26 protein-coding genes and 2 tRNA genes are annotated in these 23706 nt (G+C 56.5%); 19 read left to right on the plus strand and 9 right to left on the minus strand.

Annotated features, from left to right (window positions below; all coding sequences use genetic code 11):
* The first annotated feature begins 117 nt into the window (after positions 1-117).
* A complete protein-coding gene (locus tag IPM59_04780) occupies positions 118-1383 on the plus strand; it encodes an MFS transporter (protein MBK9214903.1) in 1266 nt (421 codons plus the stop codon).
* Here IPM59_04780 and IPM59_04785 read toward each other — a convergent pair.
* Together IPM59_04785 and IPM59_04790 are read right to left on the minus strand one after the other, a co-directional pair.
* On the minus strand, positions 1380-4361 hold the full coding sequence (locus tag IPM59_04785) for a PAS domain S-box protein (GenBank protein MBK9214904.1): 2982 nt from the start codon (positions 4359-4361) through the stop codon (positions 1380-1382). The genes IPM59_04780 and IPM59_04785 overlap by 4 nt on opposite strands.
* Before the next feature lie 188 nt (positions 4362-4549).
* The gene (locus tag IPM59_04790; protein ID MBK9214905.1) at positions 4550-6277 is read right to left on the minus strand and encodes a carboxypeptidase regulatory-like domain-containing protein; all 1728 of its coding nucleotides are present in this window, start codon (positions 6275-6277) and stop codon (positions 4550-4552) included.
* 153 nt (positions 6278-6430) lie between these two features.
* Between IPM59_04790 and IPM59_04795 the strand changes: the two genes are divergently transcribed.
* From IPM59_04795 to IPM59_04815, 5 genes are all read left to right on the plus strand, one after another.
* Positions 6431-6521, plus strand: a tRNA-Ser gene (locus IPM59_04795).
* A gap of 155 nt (positions 6522-6676) precedes the next feature.
* Complete coding sequence (locus IPM59_04800; GenBank protein MBK9214906.1) at positions 6677-7297, plus strand: DUF421 domain-containing protein; 621 nt, start codon at positions 6677-6679, stop codon at positions 7295-7297.
* Positions 7298-7339: 42 nt separating this feature from the next.
* Positions 7340-8935, plus strand: a complete 1596-nt coding sequence (locus tag IPM59_04805) for a glutamate--tRNA ligase (protein ID MBK9214907.1) — start codon at positions 7340-7342, stop codon at positions 8933-8935.
* 15 nt (positions 8936-8950) lie between these two features.
* Positions 8951-9367, plus strand: a complete 417-nt coding sequence (locus tag IPM59_04810) for a cupin domain-containing protein (GenBank protein ID MBK9214908.1) — start codon at positions 8951-8953, stop codon at positions 9365-9367.
* A complete protein-coding gene (locus IPM59_04815) occupies positions 9368-9763 on the plus strand; it encodes a DUF1801 domain-containing protein (protein ID MBK9214909.1) in 396 nt (131 codons plus the stop codon).
* A gap of 6 nt (positions 9764-9769) precedes the next feature.
* Here the strand turns inward: IPM59_04815 and IPM59_04820 are convergent, their stop codons facing one another.
* Entirely contained in the window at positions 9770-10228 is a 459-nt protein-coding gene (locus IPM59_04820) for an Lrp/AsnC family transcriptional regulator (GenBank protein ID MBK9214910.1), read from the minus strand.
* 163 nt (positions 10229-10391) lie between these two features.
* Here IPM59_04820 and IPM59_04825 point away from each other — a divergent pair, with 163 nt between their 5' ends.
* The 11 genes from IPM59_04825 to IPM59_04875 all read left to right on the plus strand — a co-directional run bounded on the left by IPM59_04825 (position 10392) and on the right by IPM59_04875 (position 18896).
* Entirely contained in the window at positions 10392-11297 is a 906-nt protein-coding gene (locus IPM59_04825; protein ID MBK9214911.1) for a phenylalanine 4-monooxygenase, read from the plus strand.
* A 2-nt stretch (positions 11298-11299) separates the two neighbouring features.
* Complete coding sequence (locus IPM59_04830) at positions 11300-11587, plus strand: type II toxin-antitoxin system HigB family toxin (GenBank protein MBK9214912.1); 288 nt, start codon at positions 11300-11302, stop codon at positions 11585-11587.
* A gap of 2 nt (positions 11588-11589) precedes the next feature.
* A complete protein-coding gene (locus IPM59_04835) occupies positions 11590-11811 on the plus strand; it encodes a hypothetical protein (protein ID MBK9214913.1) in 222 nt (73 codons plus the stop codon).
* Positions 11808-12995, plus strand: coding sequence for a 4-hydroxyphenylpyruvate dioxygenase (hppD, locus tag IPM59_04840; protein MBK9214914.1), 1188 nt, complete (start codon positions 11808-11810; stop codon positions 12993-12995). The genes IPM59_04835 and hppD overlap by 4 nt, the downstream gene beginning before the upstream one ends.
* Before the next feature lie 85 nt (positions 12996-13080).
* On the plus strand, positions 13081-14370 hold the full coding sequence (locus IPM59_04845) for a homogentisate 1,2-dioxygenase (GenBank protein MBK9214915.1): 1290 nt from the start codon (positions 13081-13083) through the stop codon (positions 14368-14370).
* 61 nt (positions 14371-14431) lie between these two features.
* On the plus strand, positions 14432-14656 hold the full coding sequence (locus tag IPM59_04850) for a hypothetical protein (GenBank protein ID MBK9214916.1): 225 nt from the start codon (positions 14432-14434) through the stop codon (positions 14654-14656).
* Positions 14657-14929, plus strand: a complete 273-nt coding sequence (locus IPM59_04855) for a type II toxin-antitoxin system RelE/ParE family toxin (GenBank protein ID MBK9214917.1) — start codon at positions 14657-14659, stop codon at positions 14927-14929.
* A 97-nt stretch (positions 14930-15026) separates the two neighbouring features.
* A complete protein-coding gene (locus tag IPM59_04860) occupies positions 15027-15698 on the plus strand; it encodes an alpha/beta hydrolase (protein ID MBK9214918.1) in 672 nt (223 codons plus the stop codon).
* 473 nt (positions 15699-16171) lie between these two features.
* Positions 16172-16774, plus strand: a complete 603-nt coding sequence (locus IPM59_04865; GenBank protein ID MBK9214919.1) for a hypothetical protein — start codon at positions 16172-16174, stop codon at positions 16772-16774.
* Complete coding sequence (locus tag IPM59_04870; GenBank protein ID MBK9214920.1) at positions 16774-17040, plus strand: DUF2277 domain-containing protein; 267 nt, start codon at positions 16774-16776, stop codon at positions 17038-17040. The genes IPM59_04865 and IPM59_04870 overlap by 1 nt, the downstream gene beginning before the upstream one ends.
* Before the next feature lie 26 nt (positions 17041-17066).
* The gene (locus IPM59_04875) at positions 17067-18896 is read left to right on the plus strand and encodes a tetratricopeptide repeat protein (protein ID MBK9214921.1); all 1830 of its coding nucleotides are present in this window, start codon (positions 17067-17069) and stop codon (positions 18894-18896) included.
* Positions 18897-18902: 6 nt separating this feature from the next.
* On the opposite strand, the gene IPM59_04880 is transcribed toward IPM59_04875, so the two are convergent.
* From IPM59_04880 to IPM59_04895, 4 genes are read right to left on the minus strand one after another with little or no spacing between them, the layout of a single operon-like run.
* On the minus strand, positions 18903-19643 hold the full coding sequence (locus IPM59_04880; protein MBK9214922.1) for a YebC/PmpR family DNA-binding transcriptional regulator: 741 nt from the start codon (positions 19641-19643) through the stop codon (positions 18903-18905).
* A gap of 25 nt (positions 19644-19668) precedes the next feature.
* Positions 19669-19947, minus strand: coding sequence for a DUF167 domain-containing protein (locus tag IPM59_04885; protein ID MBK9214923.1), 279 nt, complete (start codon positions 19945-19947; stop codon positions 19669-19671).
* Complete coding sequence (locus tag IPM59_04890) at positions 19931-20521, minus strand: YggT family protein (GenBank protein ID MBK9214924.1); 591 nt, start codon at positions 20519-20521, stop codon at positions 19931-19933. The genes IPM59_04885 and IPM59_04890 overlap by 17 nt, the downstream gene beginning before the upstream one ends.
* Before the next feature lie 8 nt (positions 20522-20529).
* The gene (locus IPM59_04895) at positions 20530-21195 is read right to left on the minus strand and encodes a YggS family pyridoxal phosphate-dependent enzyme (protein MBK9214925.1); all 666 of its coding nucleotides are present in this window, start codon (positions 21193-21195) and stop codon (positions 20530-20532) included.
* Positions 21196-21353: 158 nt separating this feature from the next.
* On the opposite strand from IPM59_04895, the gene IPM59_04900 reads away from it, so the two are divergent.
* Positions 21354-21440: transfer RNA gene (locus IPM59_04900), tRNA-Leu, on the plus strand.
* Positions 21441-21530: 90 nt separating this feature from the next.
* On the plus strand, positions 21531-22193 hold the full coding sequence (locus tag IPM59_04905) for a class I SAM-dependent methyltransferase (GenBank protein ID MBK9214926.1): 663 nt from the start codon (positions 21531-21533) through the stop codon (positions 22191-22193).
* Here the strand turns inward: IPM59_04905 and IPM59_04910 are convergent.
* Together IPM59_04910 and IPM59_04915 are read right to left on the minus strand one after the other, a co-directional pair.
* A complete protein-coding gene (locus tag IPM59_04910; GenBank protein ID MBK9214927.1) occupies positions 22154-23401 on the minus strand; it encodes a sigma-54-dependent Fis family transcriptional regulator in 1248 nt (415 codons plus the stop codon). The two genes, IPM59_04905 and IPM59_04910, sit on opposite strands and share 40 nt — an antisense overlap.
* A gap of 159 nt (positions 23402-23560) precedes the next feature.
* On the minus strand, positions 23561-23706 hold a 146-nt coding region (locus IPM59_04915; GenBank protein ID MBK9214928.1), incomplete at its 5' end, for a histidine kinase.

Raw genomic sequence — 23706 nt, forward strand, 5'->3', positions numbered from 1 at the left:
CGGATCGGCACCACGGGCCGTTTTCTTTGAGCCGACCCGAGATGATATCGTAACTAGTCAGCTATCTTACTATATCTGGGCATCCTAAGCCGACAATGCCCCACCAAACACTACGAGATGCAGTCTGCAGAGAATCAGGAACCGGTCAAGGACAAATTCTTCACCGGCCCGCTCATCCTGATCTTTACGACGATCTTTATTGACCTCATCGGCTTTGGGATGGTCATCCCGATCCTGCCGTTCTATTCGCAGGCGGAACCGTTCGGGGCCTCGCCTTTCGTAATTGGCCTGTTGGTCGCGATCTATTCGTGGATGCAGTTCTTCTTTACGCCGGTGCTTGGCGTGCTGTCCGATAAGTATGGCCGCCGGCCGGTACTTTTTGTCAGCTTGCTCGGCTCGGCGCTTGGTTATTTTGTCATCGGCTTTGCACATTCGCTGTTACTTGTCTTTGTGGGCCGCATCATCAGCGGCATTACGGGCGGCAGCATCTCGACCGCACAGGCGTATATCGCCGACGTTACGACAAAAGAGAACCGCGCACGCGGCATGGGGCTTTTTGGGGCGGCATTCGGCCTCGGATTCATCCTCGGCCCCGCTCTTGCCGGCATCCTGAGCAAATACGGCATACAGGTGCCGTTTTACTTTGCGGCTGCGCTCTCCCTGCTGAATGCCGTGGCCGTCTATTTCATCCTTCCCGAATCGCTCAAGCCTGAGCACCGTTCGGCGGGGACGCCGCAGCAGGGTCGCATCGCCGGAGCCCTCGAAACGCTGCGTGAACCGCACTTTCGCATGATCGCCGTCACCTATTTTATTCTCATCACGGCGTTCTCGATCATGACCTACGCCTTTGTGCTGTTTACCGAATTTATCTTTGGCTACAACGCGGAGCAGAACGGCTATCTGTTTGCCTATGTCGGCGGTATCGCGATCATCATGCAGGGCGTCGTATTTGGCGTCGCGGCACGCCGATTTGGCGAGGCGCGCCTCGCGGCCTTCGGCTGTCTCGTGCTGAGTGCCAGCCTCTTTGCGATGCCTTACACGTCGCCCGGTACCGGCGGCCTTCTGGGCCTGCTTGCGGTTTCGACGTTCCTGTCGTTCGGGAATGCGTTTGCGACGCCGGCCCTCAACAGCCTCGCATCAAAGAATGCGGCCGCTCACCAACAGGGCCGGGCGATGGGCGTGATGCAATCGGGTGCCAGCCTTGCCAGGGCTCTCGGCCCGACGATTGGCGGGATACTCCTCAATAATTCGGTGAATAAGGTTGACCGTTTTACGGTCTTCAGAACGTATTGGACGGCCGCCGCGATCATGTTCACGGCATTTCTTGCGGCGATCTGGTTCCTCCGGACGGCGAAGAGAGAACGACGCGACAGCGCATTTTAGCTCACGGCGAGTTGGCGGCCGTTCTGCGGCATTCTCGAAAATACCAGCCTGAAGGTCGTGCCCTGGCCATCGCGGCTGATGGCCTCGATCGATCCGTTGTGCTCCTGGACGATACCGTAGGTCACGGCGAGGCCGAGGCCGGTGCCGTTTCCGACTTCTTTGGTCGTAAAGAATGGATCAAAGACCTTGGCGAGGTTCTCAGCCGGGATGCCCTCGCCGGTGTCGGTGACCTCAACCACAAGATCGCCTCTCTCGTCGATCCTCGTGAGCAGTGTGATCGTCCCGCCGCCGATCATGGCGTCACGCGCGTTGATGATGAGATTTGTAAATACTTGCTGCAGTTTTCCGGCACTGCCGTTGATGCTGTGCGGGTCGGACGTGTAGTCCTTGATGATCTCAATGTTGGATTTGCGAAGCTGAGGCTCGAGCAGTTGGAGCGTATCATTAAGCAGCTTCTCGATCTCGATCTCGGCGAACTCCTCCGAGTTGCCGGTGCGTGAGAAATTGAGCAGATTGCCGACGATGTTTGATGCGCGGTCGGTCTGCCGCTGCATCTTTTGAAGCAGAGCGTGCTTGGGGTCGGTCTCCGGGATCATGCCGAGCAGCATCTGCGTGTAGCTCGAGACGCCTGTAAGCGGCGTGTTCACCTCATGGGCGACACCGGCGGCAAGCAGGCCAATGCTCGAGAGCTTCTCGCTCTGCTGCAGCGTCTCTTCGAGCTTGACGCGCGAGCTGACATTCTCGAGCACAATGATCGCCCCGGTCTGCTGATTTGATACCGAACGCAGCGGCGCGACGGCAACGTTCAGGATGAGTGGCCGCCCCGCCTTGTCTGCGGTATGCATTTTGTAGGCATTGCGGATCTCGGTGAGGTGCCATCGGGATTTGCCCAGTATGCTCTCGATATTCAGTGCGAAGTCCGCGTCGAACACCTCATTGACCGGCCGCCCCACCGCCTCATCACGCACGAGGCCCATCATCTCTTCAAATGTCGAATTACACCGCGTGATCTGCCCGTTCTCATCCACAGCAAGCAGCCCGACATTCACCGATTCGACAATAGATTCATTGAACTCCTTTAGCAGGGCCAATTCTTCCGTGTGCTCTCGCTGCTGGCCGTAGAGCCTGCTGTTCTCTATGGCGACGGCGATATAGCCCGAGATCGTCCTCAGTATCTCTAGATCCTCGCTCGACAGCAGCGAGCCGTCGCGGGCACGCCCGAGGCCGATAACGGCGACCATCTTGCCGCCGACCACGCACGGAACGAAGTAATGCAGTTCCTGTCGAACGACCGCTTTGCCGTTGCCGTTCTTTCCGTTCGTGTCGCCATTCGCCGCCTCGGCGTCGGGGCGGTCAAATTCATCGGCGCGAACAACGCCCGTGGCTGCCGATTTCTGCCTGACCATCGTGCGGAAATCCGCCGGCATGCGAAACTCCTCGCCAAGGCCCGCCGAGCGCGAGAGACGGTAGTGTTCCGTGGCAGATTCGTCCTCGATAAAGACAGCCGCCTTCTCGACGTCAAGAACTTGTCTGAGCCGCTCGATCAGTCCGTCAAGCAGCGGATCGAGTGCGGTCGTCGCCGAGAGCGTCTTGCCAAAGTCAAGCAGGCCCTGCCTAAGGTCGTATCGCTCGCCGTAAAAGAAGCGGTCGGCGCGTTCCTGCAGAAACTTCTTGAGCGGTTCGCTCAGCATCACGATCACTCCCATTGCCACGATGGCAATGACCGCCCGCAGCGTGATCTCGGTCGTCGACAGGTTGTTGCCGACAGCGAAGAACACCAGCCCCAATGCGACGGCGCCGATCATCATCGCTATCGCAAGCGTCGTCAGCGCATAAACAAGGGCCCGGCGGACGACCACGTCAACGTCCATCAGCCGGTACCGGACGACCGAGTGGCCAAAGCTCAGGGGTATCAAGGCCAGCGGCAGCGTGGTGATCGCCGTGCTGAAGTTATCGTTCGGTATCGAGATCGCAAGGCGTTCGACGAGCTGCATAGTCGCGATCGGGGCGATCGCCGCAATCGTGCCCCACATCGCCCATTTGAGGCGTTGGCGAACTACCGGCTGCCGGCTCTTGAACACGCGCCATACCAGAATGCCTGCACCTATCGAGACCCCAACGACGAAATGATAGAAATTGAACCGGAAAAGCCAGCCGAACAGGTCGTATTGGTCGCTCAGCCGGGCCATGAACTCACTTAGGCCGGTTGCCGGAAAGATCTGCGGAAAGATCGACACAAAGACCAGCACGGCGGAAAAGGCCGCGGCGGGCACGTAGAGAACAAAAGTTTTCCACCGTTCGCTCGAGAAAACAGCACTCCTGACCGGATATCTAATACAGAAATGCAGAAACAGCGGGACGAACAGGGCCAACGCCATGTTATCGAGCAGGTCGATCGCCAGGTCAAAATCTCGTCCGAGGCCGATCGCGCGGTATGCGTGAAATACGAATGCCGTCAGGCACACCGTGGCAAAATGCAGTATGAAAGGCGACCGGCTGCCCTGTTTGAAAAGCACAAAGACGCCGACGGAAAGCCAGACCACGCCAACGATGGCGAGAAAGATGATCGATGGCGTCCACCGCGGCACCGAGTCGATGTGGCGCAGGTCCGCAAAGTAGTAATTATTGGCAAACGAATAGCTCGGCCGCTGATAGTAGTAGGTGAGATTGCCGTCAACGCCCGCGGCGTCCAGATAGATCTGAACATCAGCGGGTGAGGTGACCTCCTCGGTGCGTTCTCCGTCGAGGCCGATGCCGATCAGCCGGTCACCAACCGCAATGCCCGCCCTCGAACCGGCGAATCCGGCGATTACCTTGTCCGCATAGACGCCGTCGGCATGGAGCGTCCATCTGACGCCATCGGTCGGCGGCAGATTCTGAAATGCCCTCTGCGAGAAGTTCAGGGCCCCGGCGGTGACCAGCAAGACAGCCGCAAGCAGCCACACCAGGCTCCAACTTGTCAGCATCTTCTCTTTCATGACATCGAGGCAAACTTCACCGGTTGAATTTATGACGCAAAATGCGTTCCAATGCACCCGGCGCTACTGCCGGCAAAAAATGCCCATTTTGGGGCACAATTCCGCAGCCGGGCCTCAGCGCGCCGTTCTCAATATACGATCTATACGACAAATTGCTTAGAATCCGAGAATTTGGATGTCCGGTCGAGCTAGAACCTGACCTGAATCCCGCCGCGCACCATCCGACGCTGGCCGTTCAGCCGCAGCGAGTTTTCTTCACCGGTGACGCCGGACTGTATGTCAAACAGGTTCCTCGCATCGACCATCGCTTCGGCACGGAAGGGCAGGCCAAAGGTCGGCAGTGTCTGCGTGACATACACGCTAAGGCCCGGATCAAAAACGGCGAGCCTCCCCTTAAAGGGATCGATCGCAAACACCGTCGCCTGTGGCGAGAGCCGGTAAACGGTCCTCACGTTTGTGCCGCTGCCGAGGTCTGCGGTTATCTGGCCGTAAAGCGACTGGAAAAAATCGTTCTCAAAGGTGCTCGCCGGGTCGGTGATCGCCGCATCCGAAAGCCTCTGCCCCTGACCGGCGGAGTAGCCCGCCGATGCTGAAAGGAAGGTCCCGATGCGGCGCGAATAGACAACGCGAAGGCCGCGCGCATTGCCCTGCTGATGGGCGACGAGATCATTGTGCAGCAAATCGCCAAAGTCATCACGGCCCAAGCTTACGAGGCCGACGCCGCGCGAGAATACGGTATCGAAGAAAACATTTGCCTCGACGCTCGACCGGCCGTCGATAACGCGCTCTATGCCAAACTCGAGCCGACGCGACTTATTGATCTGAGGCTTGTTGCTGACCAGAAACAGGTCCTCTACCGCGACTGGTTCGGCAAAGGCGATAGACTGGCCTTCGAGATCGATCGCGTCTGACCACGAACGCTGCTCTGTCTGGGGCACAAACGCCGAGCGGAGTCGAGTTCGTGAATTCAGATCCACCTGCAAACCGAGCCTCGGGGCGATCATCGCATCGCTGCCGGCGCCGAGAAAGCGAGCGTAGTCAAAACCCAGCACCAGAACGACGCCGTCGCGAACCTGCCACTCGTCCACCGCCTGGAATGAGAACTGCCCCAGGGCCTTGTCCTCACCGGCTGATGCAAGCACGCCGAGGCGGCTGACGGCTGAATTAAGCCTGATAGTGTGTCCGTCAAACTGGTCGAGCTTGACAAAGGTCTCGAGCCTCGCCGGTGCCGACGTTCCCTTGCCAAACTGGCCGGCAACGACGACGTCCGTACCGTGATCGAGCGGAAGAGCAGTCGCAAAGTTTACGCCGGCGTAGTTGCCTCTTGCACCGGACGCGGCATAGGTGCCTATGACCGTTTGCCCCTTTCTTCTGCCTTCAGGGACATCTGTATCGCTTGAAGCCGTTTCGTCCGCCGGTAGCGGTTGGCCCTCGCGATTCTGATAGATCGACCGCTGGGTCTGCGCGGCACGGATGCGCCATTTCGAACTGTTCTTATCCGGCCGCCTTTCAGGAAGCGTATTGCCGCTTCCGGCACGCTCCAGTTTGAATCCGTATGTAAGTTCTGCCGCCCGGGCAACCTCGACCCCGAAGAGCGTCATTGGATTAAAGCCCTGAGCGACGGCGAGCACGGTGTAGGTGCCCGGCATGATACGGGCGAGAAAGCTGCCGTCTCGTGCCGATGAGACCTGCTTAAGCAGCTTTGACGTGCCTGAGCGAAAGATGGCGACCGATGCGTCGGCTATCGGCCCTCCGGCCTCATCGAGCACGCGCCCCTTGATGATGCCGAGATTGCCCGTATTTTCGATCACGACCTCGACATCAGCCGTCGGCGCAGCAAAGCACGGCACCGCGCTCAGCGCGATCACCATGAACGCAGCGTGCCAAAGCCGTCTTGTCGTTAACGAAAACCCCATCGAAGTCGACAATTCGAACAACTCCCGTATTTTGTTCCCAAAAATCAAGCCTGTCAAGCGAGGGACGTCCGCGTTTGTGCGCTCTAGGATGCTGCGAAACTTGACAAAGTTTGCCTTGCCGCTAGAATTGAACTCTGCCTCAAAGGCGCTAGCGGAGACGTGGCTGAGCGGCTGAAAGCGGCGGTTTGCTAAATCGTTAAGGGTCAAAAGCCCTTCACAGGTTCGAATCCTGTCGTCTCCGCCATCATTTACCAGATCGGCCGTCAAACATCAGGTTTGACGGCTTTTCTTTTACCGCGACCTGCCTTCCTTGTCCCGAGCGACGCTTTCGGTTTTCAATGGCCGGGAATACACTCAATTCTGCACCTGAGATCTGCTCAGAAAGGAGGTTATTCCCGAATGCTTACCTACGCATTGCTCGCCTTATCCGAAACGTCGGCATGGCTCCAGAACCTATTCATTCTCGATAGCACCGTCACCTGGCCCGAGAAGATCGCCCGCCCTATCATTGTTTACCTTGCGTTGATCGTCATGCTTCGTGTTTTTGGCCGCCGCGAGCTTGCGCAGTTAAACCCGTTCGATCTCGTGGTCATCCTCTCGCTGTCAAATACGGTCCAGAATGCCATCATTGGCCCCGACAATTCGCTTGTCGGCGGCCTCGCCGGGGCCGTCGCGCTGATGGGTGCTAACTATATCGTTGGACGCTTGAACTTCTCATCAAAGAAGATCGAGGCGTTGACCGAGGGCTCGCCGGCAAAGATCATCGAGAAGGGCAAGATCAACGAGCGAGAGCGAAGGCGCGAGCTGATCACCTCGCGCGATCTCGACGTCATCGCCCACCAGCACGGCTACGACAGCCCGGCGGACATTGAAAAGCTCGTGTTAGATCCGAATGGCAGTTTCCTCGTTTTTGGCAAGGAAGAGATCAGGGATGCAAGGTTCAAGCACGAGGTGCTGAGACGGATAGACGACATCTCCGAGCAGTTGGCCCGGCTTTCCGAGCGGCCTCAGCGGACATGACGGCTTTGCGTTCCGCTGCTCGATGCGTGAGAATCTTCCCTTATGTCTGACGTTCGAGTCCGCTTCGCTCCGTCACCGACGGGCTATCTTCATATCGGTTCGGCGAGGACCGCTCTGTTCAACTATCTCTACGCGCGCCACACGGGCGGCAAATTCCTGCTTCGCATAGAGGACACCGACCTTGCCCGCTCGACCGAGGAATCGACACGCTCGATCCTCGACGGGCTCGAGTGGCTCGGTTTCGCACCTGACGAAGAGATCGTTTTCCAGTCAAATAACGCAGCGAAGCATCGTGAGGCCGCTAAAAAGCTGCTCGCCGAGGGCAAGGCGTATCGTGATTTCACGCCAAAAGCTGACCCGAACGATGCGAATGTGAAAGACGCGATCAAGGAACGGGCCCGAGCCCAAGGCGGCGACAAGAAAATGCGCGATAACCCGTATCGCCACCTGCCGCAGGAAGAATCGGACGCGCGTGCCGCGGCGGGCGAGCCTTTCGCGATCCGTTTGAAAGTGCCCGCGAACGGCAAGACGGCATTCGAGGACGGCGTTTACGGCCTGCAGGAGCGCGACTACGCTGAGACCGAAGACCTCGTCCTGCTCCGCAGCGATGGCCATCCGCTCTATAATCTCGCCGTCGTCTGCGACGACATCGAGATGGCGATAACGCACGTAATCCGCGGCCAGGACCACCTGACGAATACGCACAAACAGATCCTGATCTACGAGGCATTGGGTGTCACACCGCCGACATTCGCACACCTACCGCTGATCATGGCCCCGAACAAGGGCAAGTTGTCAAAGCGGAAGCACGGCGAGGTCGTCTCGATGACGACGTATCGCGATGCCGGGTTTCTCGCCGAGGCATTCCGCAATTTTCTCGCTCTGCTCGGTTGGTCGGCGGGCGAGGAACAAGAGATATATTCGCTCGACGAACTTGTCGCAAAATTCTCGCTCGAGGGCATTCATCGCTCGAATGCCGTCTTCAACTTTACCGAGGGCGACCCGCGGAAGTGGACCGATGACAAAGCGCAATGGATGAACGCCGAATACATCCGCACGATGCCCGTTAATGAGCTGATACAGCATGTTAAGCCGGAACTGAAAGCCGCCAAACTCTGGCGAGAAGAGTACGAGGACGACAGTCATAACCGCCTGCGTGAGCGAGCGGCCGGTTCGGTCGAGATCGGATCGGCTGAATGGTTCGAGAAGGCGGTGGATCTGATCCGCGCACGGTTTTTCACGCTGAAAGACTTTTCGACACAGGGCCGGGCGTATTTTAGCGAAGACTTCGATTTTGATCAGTCAGCGATCGAGAAGAATCTCACGAAATTTCCGGAATTGCGGGATTGGCTGCCGGAGCTTGCCGATAGATTCGAGACTGAGTTTGGCAAGGCGAACCGGCCGTTCGCTAATGCAGGCGGTTCCGACAAGCCATTCACCGAAGAAAACATCGAGGCCGTCGTCAAAACCTTCACCGAAGAAAAGAACACAAAGCTCGGCGTCATCATGAACGGCGCCCGCACGCTGCTCACCGGCGTCGCCGTCGGCCCGTCGATGCTCTCGGTCTTCGAGATTCTTGGGCTTGAAAGGACTATAATGAGATTACGGGCCCGCGTCGCATGGAATACCGCTGCGTAGGCCGGACTATTGAATATGAAAGGATATAAGACAAACATCGAAAAGGACACGCTCAAGAACAAGAACTTTCGCAAGGTCCTCTATTCCGGCCCGCACCTGCAGCTCGTATTGATGAGCCTCAAACCGAAAGAAGAGATCGGTGCCGAAGTGCATTGGGAAAACGATCAGTTTCTTCGATTTGAGGGCGGCAAAGGCCGAGTGATCATCGATAAGACGACCTATAACGTCAAAGATGGCGATGCCGTCGTGGTGCCGTCGGGAGCTAAGCACAATGTGATCAACATGTCTGCGAGCGAAGACCTAAAACTCTATACGATCTACGCACCGCCTCATCATAAGGACCAGATCGTGCGTAAGACCAAGGCCGAGGCTGAGGCCAACGAAGAAGACTTTGACGGCAAGACGACCGAGAAGGGCAAGGCCCGTAAATAATTGCGGAATAAAGATATTCAGGCATACAATGACGCTCAGTCGCCCGGTGACCGTAAGATCTGCGACGCGCTGGCGGGTGCGATCTGTACCAGCTTACCCAAGGCCGAGAACAAGATCTGGCACGCGCATCCCGTGTGGTTCCTCGAGGGCAATCCGATAGTCGGATACAGCAAACTGAAGGCCGGCGTCCGCCTGATGTTCTGGAGCGGAGCGAGCTTTGACGAAGATGAGCTAAAGCCCGGAACCGGCAAATTCAAAGATGCCTCGATAACATACACCTCGGCCGATGAGGTCACTGAAAAGGACCTGAGGCGTTGGCTCAAAAAGGCCGCGACGATCCAGTGGGACTACAAGAATGTCATCAAACGGAAAGGCGTTCTTGAACGCTTGAAATGATCGCTCTCACACCTCGATCACGCGGCGCTTTACAGGCGACGAAAGGACGATCGTCGTCGTCGTGATCCCATACGGCGTCAGGCGGTCGATCACTTCCTGCAAGTGTTCGACCGACGCGACAGCCACCTTCATAATAAAGCTGTCATCGCCTGTCCCGCGATGGCATTCGAGCACCTCATTCGATCCCTCAGCAACCTCAATTATGTGGCTGTAATCGACGCCCGTGATGCTCATTCGCACAAATGCCGTGATCGGCAGGCCCACTTTTGCGGTGTCGATACCGACGCGATAGCCCGTAATTATCTGTGCATCCTCAAGCTTACGGACCCGCTCGATCACGGCGGGCGTTGTCAGCCCGACGCGGCGGCCTAGCTCGGCATAGCTCGTTCTCGCGTCGTGCTGCAGCTCGGTCAGTATTTTCCTGTCGATCTCGTCGATCACGCTATTAACCTCGCTACTTAAGATTATAAGGCAACATTGCTCGATTTGCGAAAGATATTAAGTTTGGGGGCGGAATTTCCACACGAATCGTATTCAAATTTTCGGCAATCTCAACTACAATCATCTGTTCGCAGATAACCAGCGTCCTTGCCCTCGCATCGAATCCATGAAAGGAGCCGCCAAACAGATGCTTACCGACACCGCCGTTGCCGACCCGGTCGAAGCCGACTTTGCAATTGAGAATTTCCGCGTCTCGGACGAGGACCTGCCGGTATTCAAGGACATGAAGTTCGAGAATATCAACGAGCTTCACCTCGATCACCCCGGAGCGAACGATCCGGAATATCGTGCCCGCCGCGATGTGATCGCCGGTTACGCAAAGAGTTTTCGTATGACCGGTGAGATCACAGATGTCGAGTACAGCCCGCGCGAGCAGCGCGTTTGGCGATACGTGGCGGAGGAATTAGAAGAACTGCAGCAACGCTACGCGTCGCCCTTCTATCTGCGAGCTAAGAAAGATCTCGGTATCACGACCGATCGAATCCCGCAACTTTCGGAGATGAACCGGCGGTTAAAGGAGCTTACGGGCTTTCGCCTCGCACCGATCGAGGGCCTCGTCGAAACGCGAGCTTTCCTCTCGTGGCTGTCGTATCGCGTGATGCTCTGCACACAGTACATTCGCCACCACTCGCAGCCCGCTTATACGCCCGAGCCTGACATCGTCCACGAATCTATCGGACATATCCCGATGTTCACGAACCCGAACTTTGCCGACTTTTCGCAGTTCATCGGCCTCGGTGCCAGGATCGCGGATGACCGCCAACTAGAGGAACTGGGCCGCCTCTACTGGTTCACGGTCGAATTCGGCCTGGTCGAGCACGAAGGCGACATCAAAGCCTACGGCGCAGGCCTTTTATCCAGCTTTGGCGAACTCGAACACGCGTTTGGCGACAAGGTCGAGCGCCGGCCCTTCGACCTCGAACAGGTCATCAACCACGAATACACCTACAGCGACATGCAGCCGGTGCTCTACGTCATCCCGTCGTATGCGGAGTTGAAAGAGGTGACGAGGAAATATATTGAGAGCTTCTAGCTATGCATGTCATAACGAGGAAGCGGCTGAACGGATTTGCGGCGAGATATCCGGAAACAAACAATGCCCTTGCCGCTTGGTATCGGCTGATGAAGCAAAGTAGTTTTTCGTCCATCGAGGAAATTCGCGAGGTTTTCCCGACGGCCGACAAGGTCGGAAAGCTTACGGTCTTCAATATCGGCGGAAACAAAGTAAGACTAGTAGCCGCGATACACTATAATCGTAAGAAGATCTATATTCGGGCTGTCCTGACGCACGCCGAATACGATCATGGGCGATGGAAGGAGTAGTTATGCAGAGTGTTGACGTTCAATCGTGGGCAAATCTATCGGACACTGTTTTTGTGCCGCAAAATGATGCGGAGTACGACCGCCTTGTGGCGATGTTAGACTCATTGATCGATCAGGTCGGTGAGGACGAGATGCATCCACTCGCATCGTTAATGGACGTTCTTTCAGCTCTAATCGAGAATTACGAGAATTCAAATGTGCCGGAATTGGCATTAAGGCAATGATCACAGAAACAAACACAGCAGTTAATACCGAGGTCAAGAATCCGCTTGGCCTGAAGAAGATCCACCACGTCGAGTTTTACGTCGGTAACGCCAAGCAGGCGGAGTTTTATTACCGCAAGGCTTTCGGGTTTTCGCGCGCTGCGTACAGCGGGCTCGAGACGGGGAATCGCGCAACGACGAGTTATCTGTTGCGGCAGGGCAATGTGAATTTTGTGCTGACTGCGCCGATGGGGCCTGAGCATCCGGCGGCCGAGCATTTGAAGCAACACGGCGACGGCGTAAAGGACATCGCGTTCTATGTCGAGGATGCCGATCACGCGTTCAATGAGGCTGTCAAACGCGGGGCCACGCCCGTCATCGAGCCTCACGACTGGAAGGACGAGAACGGCAGCGTCCGCAAGGCCGCGATCGCGACCTACGGCGACACGATCCACTCGTTCATCTCGTATGGTGTCAGTAGCCCGACCGTGAGGGATGGCGCCGCTAACGGCCGCTCAAGCAACGGACATGGAAGTACATACACCGGCCCATTCCTGCCCGGCTTTGTCTCGCAAGAAGTCGAGGGCGACGGTGTAGGACTGATGCTCGTCGATCACATCGTTGGCAACGTCGAGCTCGGCAAGATGAACGTGTGGGCAGATTTCTACCGCGACGTGATGGGCTTTTTCCGCTATATCACCTTTGACGACAAAGACATCTCGACCGAGTATTCCGCCCTGATGTCGATCGTGATGAGCGACGGCCAGCACAACATAAAGTTCCCGATAAACGAGCCCGCCGAGGGCAAGGGCGGCAAATCGCAGATCCAGGAATACATTGATTTCTACCGCTCCGCCGGTGCCCAGCACGTCGCCCTGCTGTGCCGCGACATTCGCCATACGGTCGGCATGCTGCAGGATAATGGCGTCGAATTCCTCCGCGTGCCTGACGAGTATTACGAAGAGCTGCCAAACCGCGTAGGCGACATTGACGAGAACGTCGACGACCTCAAACGTCTCGGCATTCTCGTTGACCGCGACGACGAAGGCTATCTGCTCCAGATCTTTACAAAACCGGTTGAAGACCGCCCGACCGTTTTCTATGAAATTCTCCAGCGCAAAGGCTGCAAAGGCTTTGGCAAGGGCAACTTCAAGGCGTTGTTCGTCTCGATTGAAGAAGAGCAACGCCGCCGCGGAAATCTGTAGGAATTGGCCACAAGAGGGCGCAAAAGACACAAAATAGTATTTTCTGTTTGTGCCTTTTGTGCCTTTTTGCGGCTATTATTTCGTTATGAAGCTGGAATACCAAACAGGCTTCGGTAACGAGTTTGCGACCGAGGCCGTCGATGGCGCGCTGCCTATTGGACAAAACTCGCCACAGAAGTGCCCACTTGGGCTTTATGCCGAGCAATTTTCGGGGACGGCGTTCACGGTGCCGCGTGCTTGGAACAAGCGGACATGGACATATCGCATCAGACCAAGCGTTTTGCACAAGCCATTCGAACGCGTCGACAACCGGCGATGGCTGAGCGAGTGTGATGCGGCCGAGGTCACGCCGAACCAGCTTCGCTGGGACCCGCTGCCGATACCGTCGGAGCCGACAGATTTTGTCGAGGGCATCACGACCATTGCGATCAACGGTGGGCCGCTTGCACAGACCGGCATAGGCATTCACATTTACACGCTCAATCGCGGAATGGGCGACAAGTATTTCTACAACGCCGACGGCGAAATGCTGATCGTTCCTGAAATGGGACGATTGGGATTTTTGACCGAACTCGGCTGTTTGCAGGCCGGGCCGGGCGAGATCGTCGTCATTCCGCGAGGCACACGGTTCAAGGTCGAGCCGCACGCGGACGACAAACAGTGCCGCGGCTATATTTGCGAGAATTACGGCTCGCATTTTCGCATTCCCGACCTTGGCCCGATCGGAGCGAACGGTTGCGCGAATCCGCGTGATTTTGAGACGCCCGTCGCCTGGTACGAGGACCGCGAAGGCGAGTTTATTCAAGTTGCAAAATTCGGCGGCAATCTTTGGTCGTGTGAGATCGGCCACTCTCCGCTCGATGTCGTCGCATGGCACGGCAACTATGCCCCGTATCGTTACGATCTGCGGCGATTCAACATCATGGGATCGATCTCGTTCGATCATCCCGATCCATCGCTCTTTACCGTGATGACGTCGCCAACAGGCGAACCCGGCGTCGCCAATTGCGACTTTGCGATCTTCCCCGACCGCTGGCTCGTCGCCGAGAATACCTTCCGCCCGCCGTGGTATCACCGCAACTATATGTCCGAATATATGGGCTTGATTTACGGCACGTACGACGCCAAGGAAGAAGGCTTTGTCCCCGGCGGCGGCTCGCTCCACAACCAAATGTCCGCCCACGGCCCCGACCTCGACGCATTCGAAAAAGCGTCGAACGCCGATCTCAAGCCTCAGAAACTCGAAGGCACGATGGCATTTATGTTCGAATCCCGCTACATCATCCGCCCGACAAAGTTCGCAATGGACTGTGCCGAGCTGCAGCATGAATACAGCGAGGTTTGGCAAGGGCTGAGGAAGAAATTCCATTGCTAAGCTCGTTGTATCCAAGAAAACAAAATTGTTTTTTCAAGAGTTTTCATTATAATTCGTGAATATGAGTGAAACTGCAACATTATCGACGATTATCGATGCCCGCGTAAAAGAAGCGATTACGCTTTATTGCAAGGAGCGAGGCATAAAGCTGCGGCATCTGATCGAACAGGCACTAGTCGAGCAGATCGAGGACGAGATCGATCTCGAGGCGTATAGAAACCGGCGGAACGAGGAAAGAGTTCCTTTAGAAGATGTTCTCGCAAAAGCAAGCAAGCGAAAAAGCTGAATGTCTGTTTACACCGTCGAATTCGTCAAAAGTGCGGAGAAGGAGTTTCTCAAACTCCCGAAAAAGATTCGCGATAGATTTGTCGAAGCACTAAAGTTGCTCGCTATCAGTCCGTTTTCAGAGCTTCTGAAAATTAAGAAACTGAAAGGCACTGATGACGCGTATCGCATTAGAATAGGCGAATATAGATTGATCTATAAGATCGAACAAGACGTATTGACCGTGTTGGTGATCAAGGTTGGACACCGGCGAGAGGTATATAGGAGAAGCTAATTCCTTGCACGCATCTAGCGATCATCATTCACCAAGTGGCCGTAAAGCACATATTGATGGAAAGATCATGAATCTCCTCAATGAATGGAATTATTAGGTGACTGTTCGCGAACTCAAATTCCTTGCAACGCCCGAAAAGGGCGGGGTTTCGGCGATTCTAATGCGTCCTGCCAAGGCGACGCACCTTCTCGTACTCGGTCACGGTGCGGGGGCTGATATGCGTTCGGCTTCGATGCAGAATATTGCTGAGAATCTAGCGACGCGAGGCATCGCGACATTTCGATACAATTTTCCGTTCAAAGAATATGGCCGCGGCGGGGTTGACTCACCGAAAACCGCGATGGCGACTGTTCGATCGGCGGTTGCGGAGGCAAGACGGCTTGAGCCGAAGTTGACGCTGCTTGCCGGCGGGCATTCGTTTGGCGGTCGGATGACGACGACGGCGCAGTCTGAGTCGCCGCTCGACGGAGCGAAAGGGCTCGTGCTGTTCTCGTTTCCGCTGCACGCGCCGAATCGTCCTGATAATTCGCGTGCAGAACATCTCAACTCGGTAAAGATCCCGATGCTGTTTCTGAGCGGCACGCGAGACGCGCTGAACGATCTCGAGCTGTTTCGTCCGGTGATCAAAAAACTGGGGAAACGGGCGACGCTTCACCTGCTCGACACCGCCGATCACAGCTACAAAGTTCTAAAGAAAACGCGCACCTCGCCCGAGGATGTATTTGCCGAAATGGCCCGCGTGACGGCTGAGTGGATTTCGAGAGTATAGGAGAGGCTCGACTTTGAGTTTATTCGTGCATTCGTGGCTGATTTTGGGGGGCGATATTAGCCACGAATGCACGAATAGAGACGCTGAACTCCGCAGAAAAGCCTTGACTTTTGTGCACTATTGTGCTATGTTTGCAACATCGCTCTTTGGGCCCTGTATTACACGTGTAAGACAGAATGCGTTTTTTTTCAAAATGAGCGGGACAGGCGAAAATATGCGACGTAACCACTTGTAATTGCAATATTTAGGGTGTCCCACACGGCGTTGGGACAGTGGCGGGACAGGCTGGGACAGGATGACAATTATTTTTTTCAAAACTGGCGGGACACGGCAAAAGTGAATCGCAAGTGCTTGTAATTGCAACAGTTAGACTGTCCCGCTGGTGTGCGGGACACTAGCGGGACACCAGGGCGAAACGAAGGGGGAATAACAGTCGGATGCGCAGGCCATTAATACTGGTAGCAGTCTTCGCGGTGAGTTCTATCACGGTCGTAGCTCAGAACGAGCAACCGTTCTTACTCGCCGTCGAAGATGTCTTTTCGATCAGCGGCCGTGGAACGATCGCCGTCGGCAAGATCGAGCGCGGCTCGGTAAAGGTCGGCGATGCGGTGGAAATCGTCGGGGCAAAGGCCGTCACACCGACGACCGTTACGGCGATCGAGATGTTCCGCAAGATTGTGACCGAGGCGAAAGCGGGCGACAACGTTGGCCTGATGCTTCGCGGCGTTGACAAAACGGCCGTTGAACGTGGAAACGTGATCGCCAAGCCCGGCAGCATCAACACATTCGCCAGGTTCAAGGCAAAGATCGACGTCCTCTCGACCGCCGAGGGCGGACGTGCAAAACCATTGCCGACAGGATTTCGTCCGCTGGCAGCGATCAGGACCGGCAGCTTTTCGGGCGTAATGACCTTGCCGGCCGGAAGGGCCGAGGCGGCTCCGGGCGAAAAGGGCGTCGAGGTCGAGATCGAGCTGACACAGGCCGCACCGCTCGAAAAGGGCACCGTCATTGCACTTCGCGAATACGGCCGCACGGTTGCGAAGGGCACGGTTACAGAAGTCATACCCCCAAAATAATGTGTAGAAACATCAAGACACTATTCAATTTCGACCCGCCGGCGACGACCGACGAGGTCAATGCCTCGGCCTTGCAGTTCGTCCGCAAACTTTCGGGAATGAACAAGCCGTCGAAGGCGAACGAGGAGGCATTCTACCTTGCCCTCGAACGCGTCGCCGCCGCTGCGCAGGAGATGCTCAACACGCTCTCGACGGCTGCTCCGCCGCGTGACCGCGAGGTCGAAGCCGCAAAGGCAAAGGCACGAGCGGCGATCAGATTCGGATAGCCGCTCATTAACAGGGCATATCGCCTATGAAACTCACAGACGAATGGAAATGGCTGGCCATCTTGGCCATCGTCGTCGTTGCAGTTTACGCCAACTCGATGGGCGGCGAATTCGTTTACGATGACAGCCGCCAGATACTCAGGAACACGCTGATACAGGACAACGGCCTGATATGGAAGGCGTTGACGTCTGACGTCTGGGCTTTCAAGGGCGACGGGACCGTGGTTGCAAGCAACTATTGGCGGCCGACGTTCACGGCATGGCACATATTGAATTACCGGCTTTTTGGCGCGGCCCCTTTCGGTTGGCATGTGCTTAACTTGCTGCTCCACATGGGCGTGACGCTGCTTGCGTTCTTATTCCTGCGTAAGCTTGAGTTTTCGGCGGCCATTGGCTTTGTAATTGCTCTCATATTCGCTGTCCATCCTGTGCATGTCGAGAGCGTAGCCTGGGTCTCAGGCTCGCCGGACCTGCTATTCTCGCTTGCCCTACTGGGCTCGCTCTGGTTTGCCGATACATACGCGAGCAGCAGATCGACAAAGCACCTTTCTCTTGCCGTTTTGCTTTACGCCTTGGCCCTTGGAGCAAAGGAGATCGGCATCATTTGCCTGCCGCTGTACTATTTCGTCCTCGCGAGGCACGAGCCGGACAAAAAGAAACCACTGGACTACAAGATGCCGCTGCTGGTGCTTGCCGGAATAGCCGTCGGCTGGTTCCTGCTCCGGATGAACATCCTCGGTGGCCTCTCAAGTCCGCCGGAGGATGCCGTGGGCTTTGGAACGGCGGTGATGAGCGTTCCGTCGATGTTTGCGTTCTATCTGCGCCAGATATTTTTCCCGTTTTGGATGTCGGGCAATTATCCGCTCGAACCTGTTGTGCAGATCGGCCTGACGAATTTCATCCTGCCGCTTGCGGTATCGCTGGCGGCTCTTGGCGGCATTTTCTATCTCGTCAAGAACGACGCCAAAAGGCGCTTCGCCGCCGCATTGTTCCTATTGCCGCTCGCGCCGGCGATGAATGCAATGGTCTTCACGCCCGAACAGATCGTGCATGACCGATATCTGTATCTACCGCTCTTGGGAGCCCTGATGATGATCGTTCCTGTCGCTCTTCGGTTTGCTACGGAACGAAATGTGATGATCGGGTGCATTGTGGTCAGTGCAGTGCTCGGGGCACGGACGTTTGTTTATAACAAGACCTGGGCGAGCGACCTTTCACTATGGGCTAACGCGAGGGCAATGGACGCATCGTCATTTACGGCGGGCCAATATGCAAATGCCCTGATCGAGGTGGAGCGTAACGATGAGGCGATCAGAGAACTTACGGCCGCGATCAACAAGAACCCAAAGCCGCGCAATTACCTCGCCCGCGGCCGAACGTATCTAAAGAAGAAGCAGTACCAAAGCGCCGAGGCTGACCTGAAGAAGCTCCTTTCGCTCCCGCCTGAGGACCAGGAACTTTACGCGATCTATCAGGCTTACGAGGCGTTGGGAATCGTTTACAGCGAACAGCGGAATTACGAGGCGGCGATCAGGACTTTTACCGAAGCAAGGGCCAGATTGCCGATGTACTCTGCTGCGTTGTCCTGTGATCTGGCAGTCGTTCTGTATCAGGCAGGGCAAAAGGAACAGGCCCTCCGTGAGCTTGAAGGCGCACGGGCCCAGGCGAGAGCGGAATTACTGCCCGAATCGAAGAATGTATTTATGCGGCTCGGGATGCTCTACGCCGAAATGGGGCGTAAAGACGAGGCGGGCACGGCCCTGCGTGATTACCTTACGCTGACGCTGTCATTCAACGACAAGGAAACGCTGAAGAATAGGGCTCAGGTGACAAAGCTGCTCGACAGCCTCAAGTGATAGCAGCTACTCCATCTCGGACTCATCGATGTCGAAGTTTGCCCATACCTTTTGGACATCGTCGTTGTCCTCAAGGGCGTCGTAGAGCTTGAGCATTGTCTTGGCGTCCTGGCCCTCTAGGCGGATGTAGTTTTGCGGGACCATTGATAATTCGGCAGCCTGCGGCACGATGCCGGCGGCACGGATGGCGTCGTTGACGGCGTCAAAACCGTCGGGAGCGGTGAATATCTCAAAGACGTCGCCCTCGTCCTGCATATCGTCGGCACCGGCACCGACGGCGATCTCGAAGAGTTCCTCTTCGCTCCGTGCGGCCTTATCGACGACGATGTAGCCTTTTTTGTCGAACATCCAGGCGACCGAGCCGGACTCGCCCATGTTGCCGCCGTTCTTTGAAAATATATGACGAATTTCGGCGACCGTGCGGTTGCGATTGTCGGTCATCGCCTCGACCATCACGGCCGTGCCGTTGGGGCCGTAGCCTTCGTAAGTTACCTCGTCGTAATTGGCTCCCTCGCCCTCGCCCATGCCGCGTTTGATAGCACGGTCGATGGTGTCGTTGGGCATGTTCTGCGCCTTTGCGTCGCTGACAGCTTTGCGAAGCCTCGCGTTAGCGTCGGGGTCGCCGCTGCCGCCGGTCTTGGTCGCGACGGTGATCTCTTTGATCATCTTCGTAAAGATCTTGCCGCGTTTGGCGTCAAGCGCGCCCTTCTTATGCTTGATCGAGTGCCATTTGGAATGTCCTGACATAAAGGTTCACGAATTTGTGAATATATCACGGCGCGAGTTTCGCTTTCAAAAGCTCGGCGGTGATGCCGTGGATGCGAAGTGTTTTATTTCGCGATGTCAGGCCGCGGGTGATCTCGACATTCGACCTCGCGACGCCGACGCGTTTCGCGATCAGCCTGACAAGCTCGTCATTCGCAGCACCATCGACGGGCGGCGACGTGAGCCGCACTTTCAGAATGCCATCGGCCCACCCGACGACCTCGCTGCGCGAGGTACGCGGCACGACCTTTACTGCGATCACGGCGGTGTCAGCGGACAAAGACATTGAGAACGATCGACTGAAGAAAGCCGATGAGCAGCAGCACGAGCATCGCCGAAATGTCGAACATCCCGATCGGCGGTATCAGCCGCTGGACCGGGAGCATTATCGGATCGGTCACACGCATAACGAACGCAATAAATGTCTTGCGGCTGAATACGAACCACGATGCAAGGAAACGAATGAATATGAACAGGACCAGCAAACTCAGCAGTCCATAGAGCACAAAACCGGCGATCAGTTTTGGATCCGCGGCCAGTATGCCGGTCGTCAGGCCATCGATCACAAAGAACGCATTGCCGACGATCTGAGTAAAGAAGAAAGTGAACACAAACACGAGGAACATCGTCAGCAGCGGCGCAAGCCGGGTATCGATCCGATACATCGCAAAGAAACGCGCGGCCGGATATACCCATTTCTCGGTCAGCTTGCGCACCTTGAACCCATACCGGCCGACCTTGCCAAATGGATTCGGGTCACTGTAGTTGAAGATGAGCCGCAGCAGCATCATGCCGAGAAAGACGCCAAACAGCGACCAAACCACAAGAAAGAACCAGGGATATACAAGTGTTGAAAGCATATCGAAAGTTAACGCCTGCCGAAGATCGCTGTGCCGACGCGGATAATGGTCGCACCCTCCTCGATGGCCACCTCAAAATCGTGGCTCATTCCCATCGACAGATCGCCGTCGGGAACGAGCTGGTTGCGAATCTCTCGCAGGCGGCTGAAGTACGGCCTCGTCGCCTCCACGTCGTCGGTGTAAGGCGGAAGGAGCATCAACCCATTCAAACTCAGATGTTTGCAATTTCGAACAAAATCGATCAATCTCGGCAGTTCATTCTCGGCCACACCGGATTTTGTCGTCTCGCCTGCAAGATCAACCTGAACAAAAACGGGGAGCGACGCGCGGCCTTCTTCACCGCAGATACGCTCAAGGCGCTCGGCGAGTTCGAGCGAGTCAAGCGACTGAATAACGTCAAAAAGCTGCACGGCACGGCGGGCCTTATTCGACTGCAGATGCCCGATCAGGTGCCATTCGATGTTATCGCGGCCGAGTTCGCCGATCTTCGATTCCGCTTCCTGGACCTTGTTCTCGCCGAAAAGAGTGAGGCCGGCAGCGAGAGCTTCGCGAATGACGTCCGCCGAATGCGTCTTGCTCACAGCTACGAGTTTGACCGCGGACGGGTCGCGGCCGGAACGTTTACAGGCCTGTTCTATCCGGGCGCCGACGGATGCGATATTCTCAACGAGCACAGTTAGAACATAGCAAACTCTCCGGAATAAGTGAGAAGTGATAGGTGAAAAGTTATATCTTCTGACATCTCACTTCTGACCTATCACTTCTCACCTATTCCGAGTATGTTTCTTGAATTTGGCGGCCTCAACTAGTATTCTCGATAATTCGCTCGCGTGCGGACGTGGCGGAACTGGTAGACGCGCAGGTCTCAGAAGCCTGTGGCCGCAAGGCCGTGGAAGTTCGATTCTTCTCGTCCGCACCAATCAAGTCTTGGGTCGGGAGTCTGGAGTCATAAGCCGGATTCCCATTTTTCTTTGTGTTCTTTGCAGCTTTGCGGGAGACTCCTTTCTTAATGCGAACTGATCTCATCGCCTCACTCAAGGCCAATCAGGCCGCATTTGGCATTGAACTCACCGACGAGCACGTTAACCGTCTCACCGGCTATTGCGAACTGGTCACTGAGCACAATCCGCTGCTGCATCTCGTCGCTTCGTGCTCTCCGGCGGAGTTTGCGACGCGGCACATCCTTGAGTCGTTAACGCTGCTCGACCACCTGCCCAATGGAGCAAGGTTCGCCGATGTCGGCACCGGTGCCGGATTGCCCGCAATACCGTGTTTGCTGGTCCGCGACGATCTGTCGGCCAGGCTTATCGAGTCGAAAGAGAAGAAGACAAGATTTCTTGAAACCGCGGTTGAGGCTCTTGGCATGTCGCAGCGTGTAGAGGTAGTAAACCGACAGTTTGCTGAAACGGACGCCGGCGAGAGTCACTTCGTCACCTGCCGGGCCCTCGATAGATTTACAGAACGGCTGCCCGCATTGATCCGATGGGCAAAGCGGCGTCCACTGCTTCTTTTCGGCGGCAACAGCCTCGCCGATGCCTTGGCGACGATCGGAGCGGGTTTCGAGCAGAAACTAATGCCGCTCTCGGAGCAGCGGTTCCTGTTTATCGTAAAGCCAAAAGCTGCGGTAACCGGTCACCGGGCATCGAGCCCGTATTCGCGGAGGCGGCGATAGAGCGTCGAGGGCGAGATGCCGAGCAGGTCGGCGGTCTTTCCGCGGTGCCAGCCGGTCTTTTCGAGGGCGCCGATTATCTGTTGGCGTTCGACGTCGCGAAGGTTTGACGGCGAGGCGTTTTGAAATGACGCGACGGGGCCCGATTGAGGGGCGTTGTAGCTTACGGCCACTTTCGGGCGTTCGGACGGAAAGGCGATCTCGGGTGGCAGTTCGCGGGGCGTGATCAATCCGTTGTCTGAGAGCAGCACGGCTCGCTCGAGACAGTTGCGAAGCTGGCGAACGTTGCCCGACCAGTCGAATGCGTTCAGAGCTTCGATCGCGGCCGGTGACAGCTCGGGCTCGTCGTGCCCGACAAGCTTGTGTAGCAAGTGGCGTGATAGTGGTTCGATATCTTCGCGGCGTTCGCGTAGCGGTGCGACGTTGATCTCAAAGCTGTTGATGCGGTACATCAGGTCGGAGCGGAAGATGCCGTCGGCGACGGCCTGCTCCTTATCACGATTCGTCGCGGCGACCAGACGGACATCGACTTCGACTTTCTTGACGCCGCCGACGCGGAAGAACGAGCGCGTCTCGAGTGCCCGCAGCAGCTTTGACTGTAGCTGCATCGGCATCTCCATGATCTCGTCGAGGAACAGTGTCCCTCCGTCGGCGATCTCAAAGAGGCCGAGTTTTCGAGTCCGTGCACCCGAGAATGCGCCGGCCTCGTGGCCGAACAGTTCGCTCTCAAGCAGCGTGTCCTGCAGCGCGGCGCAGTTCAGGTCGATAAACGGTTTCTCTGCGCGCTTGCTCAAGCGGTGGATCGCCTGTGCGATCAGTTCCTTGCCCACGCCGCTCTCGCCGGTGATAAGTACCGACGTGTCAGACGGGGCGACGCGCTGGACGAGCCGCAAGGCTTCCTTCATCTGCGGTGATTCGGCAACGATGTCGGGAAGCTCGACATTTGTCCGCGCGATCTGTGCACGGAGCCGCTGGTTGTCGACCTTTAGCTGCTGCTTTTCGGCGGCGGCCGTCACGAGTGCCGATAGTTCGCCGATGCGGTAGGGCTTTGTGAGGTAATCATAGGCGCCGAGCTTCATCGCCTCGATCGCGGACTCGACTGTCGCCTGGCCGGTGAGCATTATCACTTCAGGCGGATTCTGACATCGCTCGCGCGTTCGTCGGAGCAAGCCCATACCGTCGAGCCGGGGCATATTTATGTCGCACAGCACGACGTCAAAGTCCTGCTCGTTGAGCAGTTCCCATGCGGCCTCGCCGTCCTCCGCGCATTCGACCTCATGGCCCTGGCGGGTGAGCTCTTTGTGGACGACAAGTCTCAGGTTTTTTCGTCATCAACGACTAGTAGTTTTGGCATGGTGATTGTTGGTGGGTCAGGAGACCGAGGTTACAGGTAGGAAGATGCTGAAAGTCGTACCTTTTCCGACATTCGAGCGCACGCTTATGCGTCCGTCGTGTTCAGAGATGATGCCGTAGCAGACCGCGAGGCCCAGACCTGTGCCCTTACCGACATCCTTGG

The organism is Chloracidobacterium sp., assembly GCA_016715795.1.
Lineage (GTDB): Bacteria > Acidobacteriota > Blastocatellia > Pyrinomonadales > Pyrinomonadaceae > OLB17.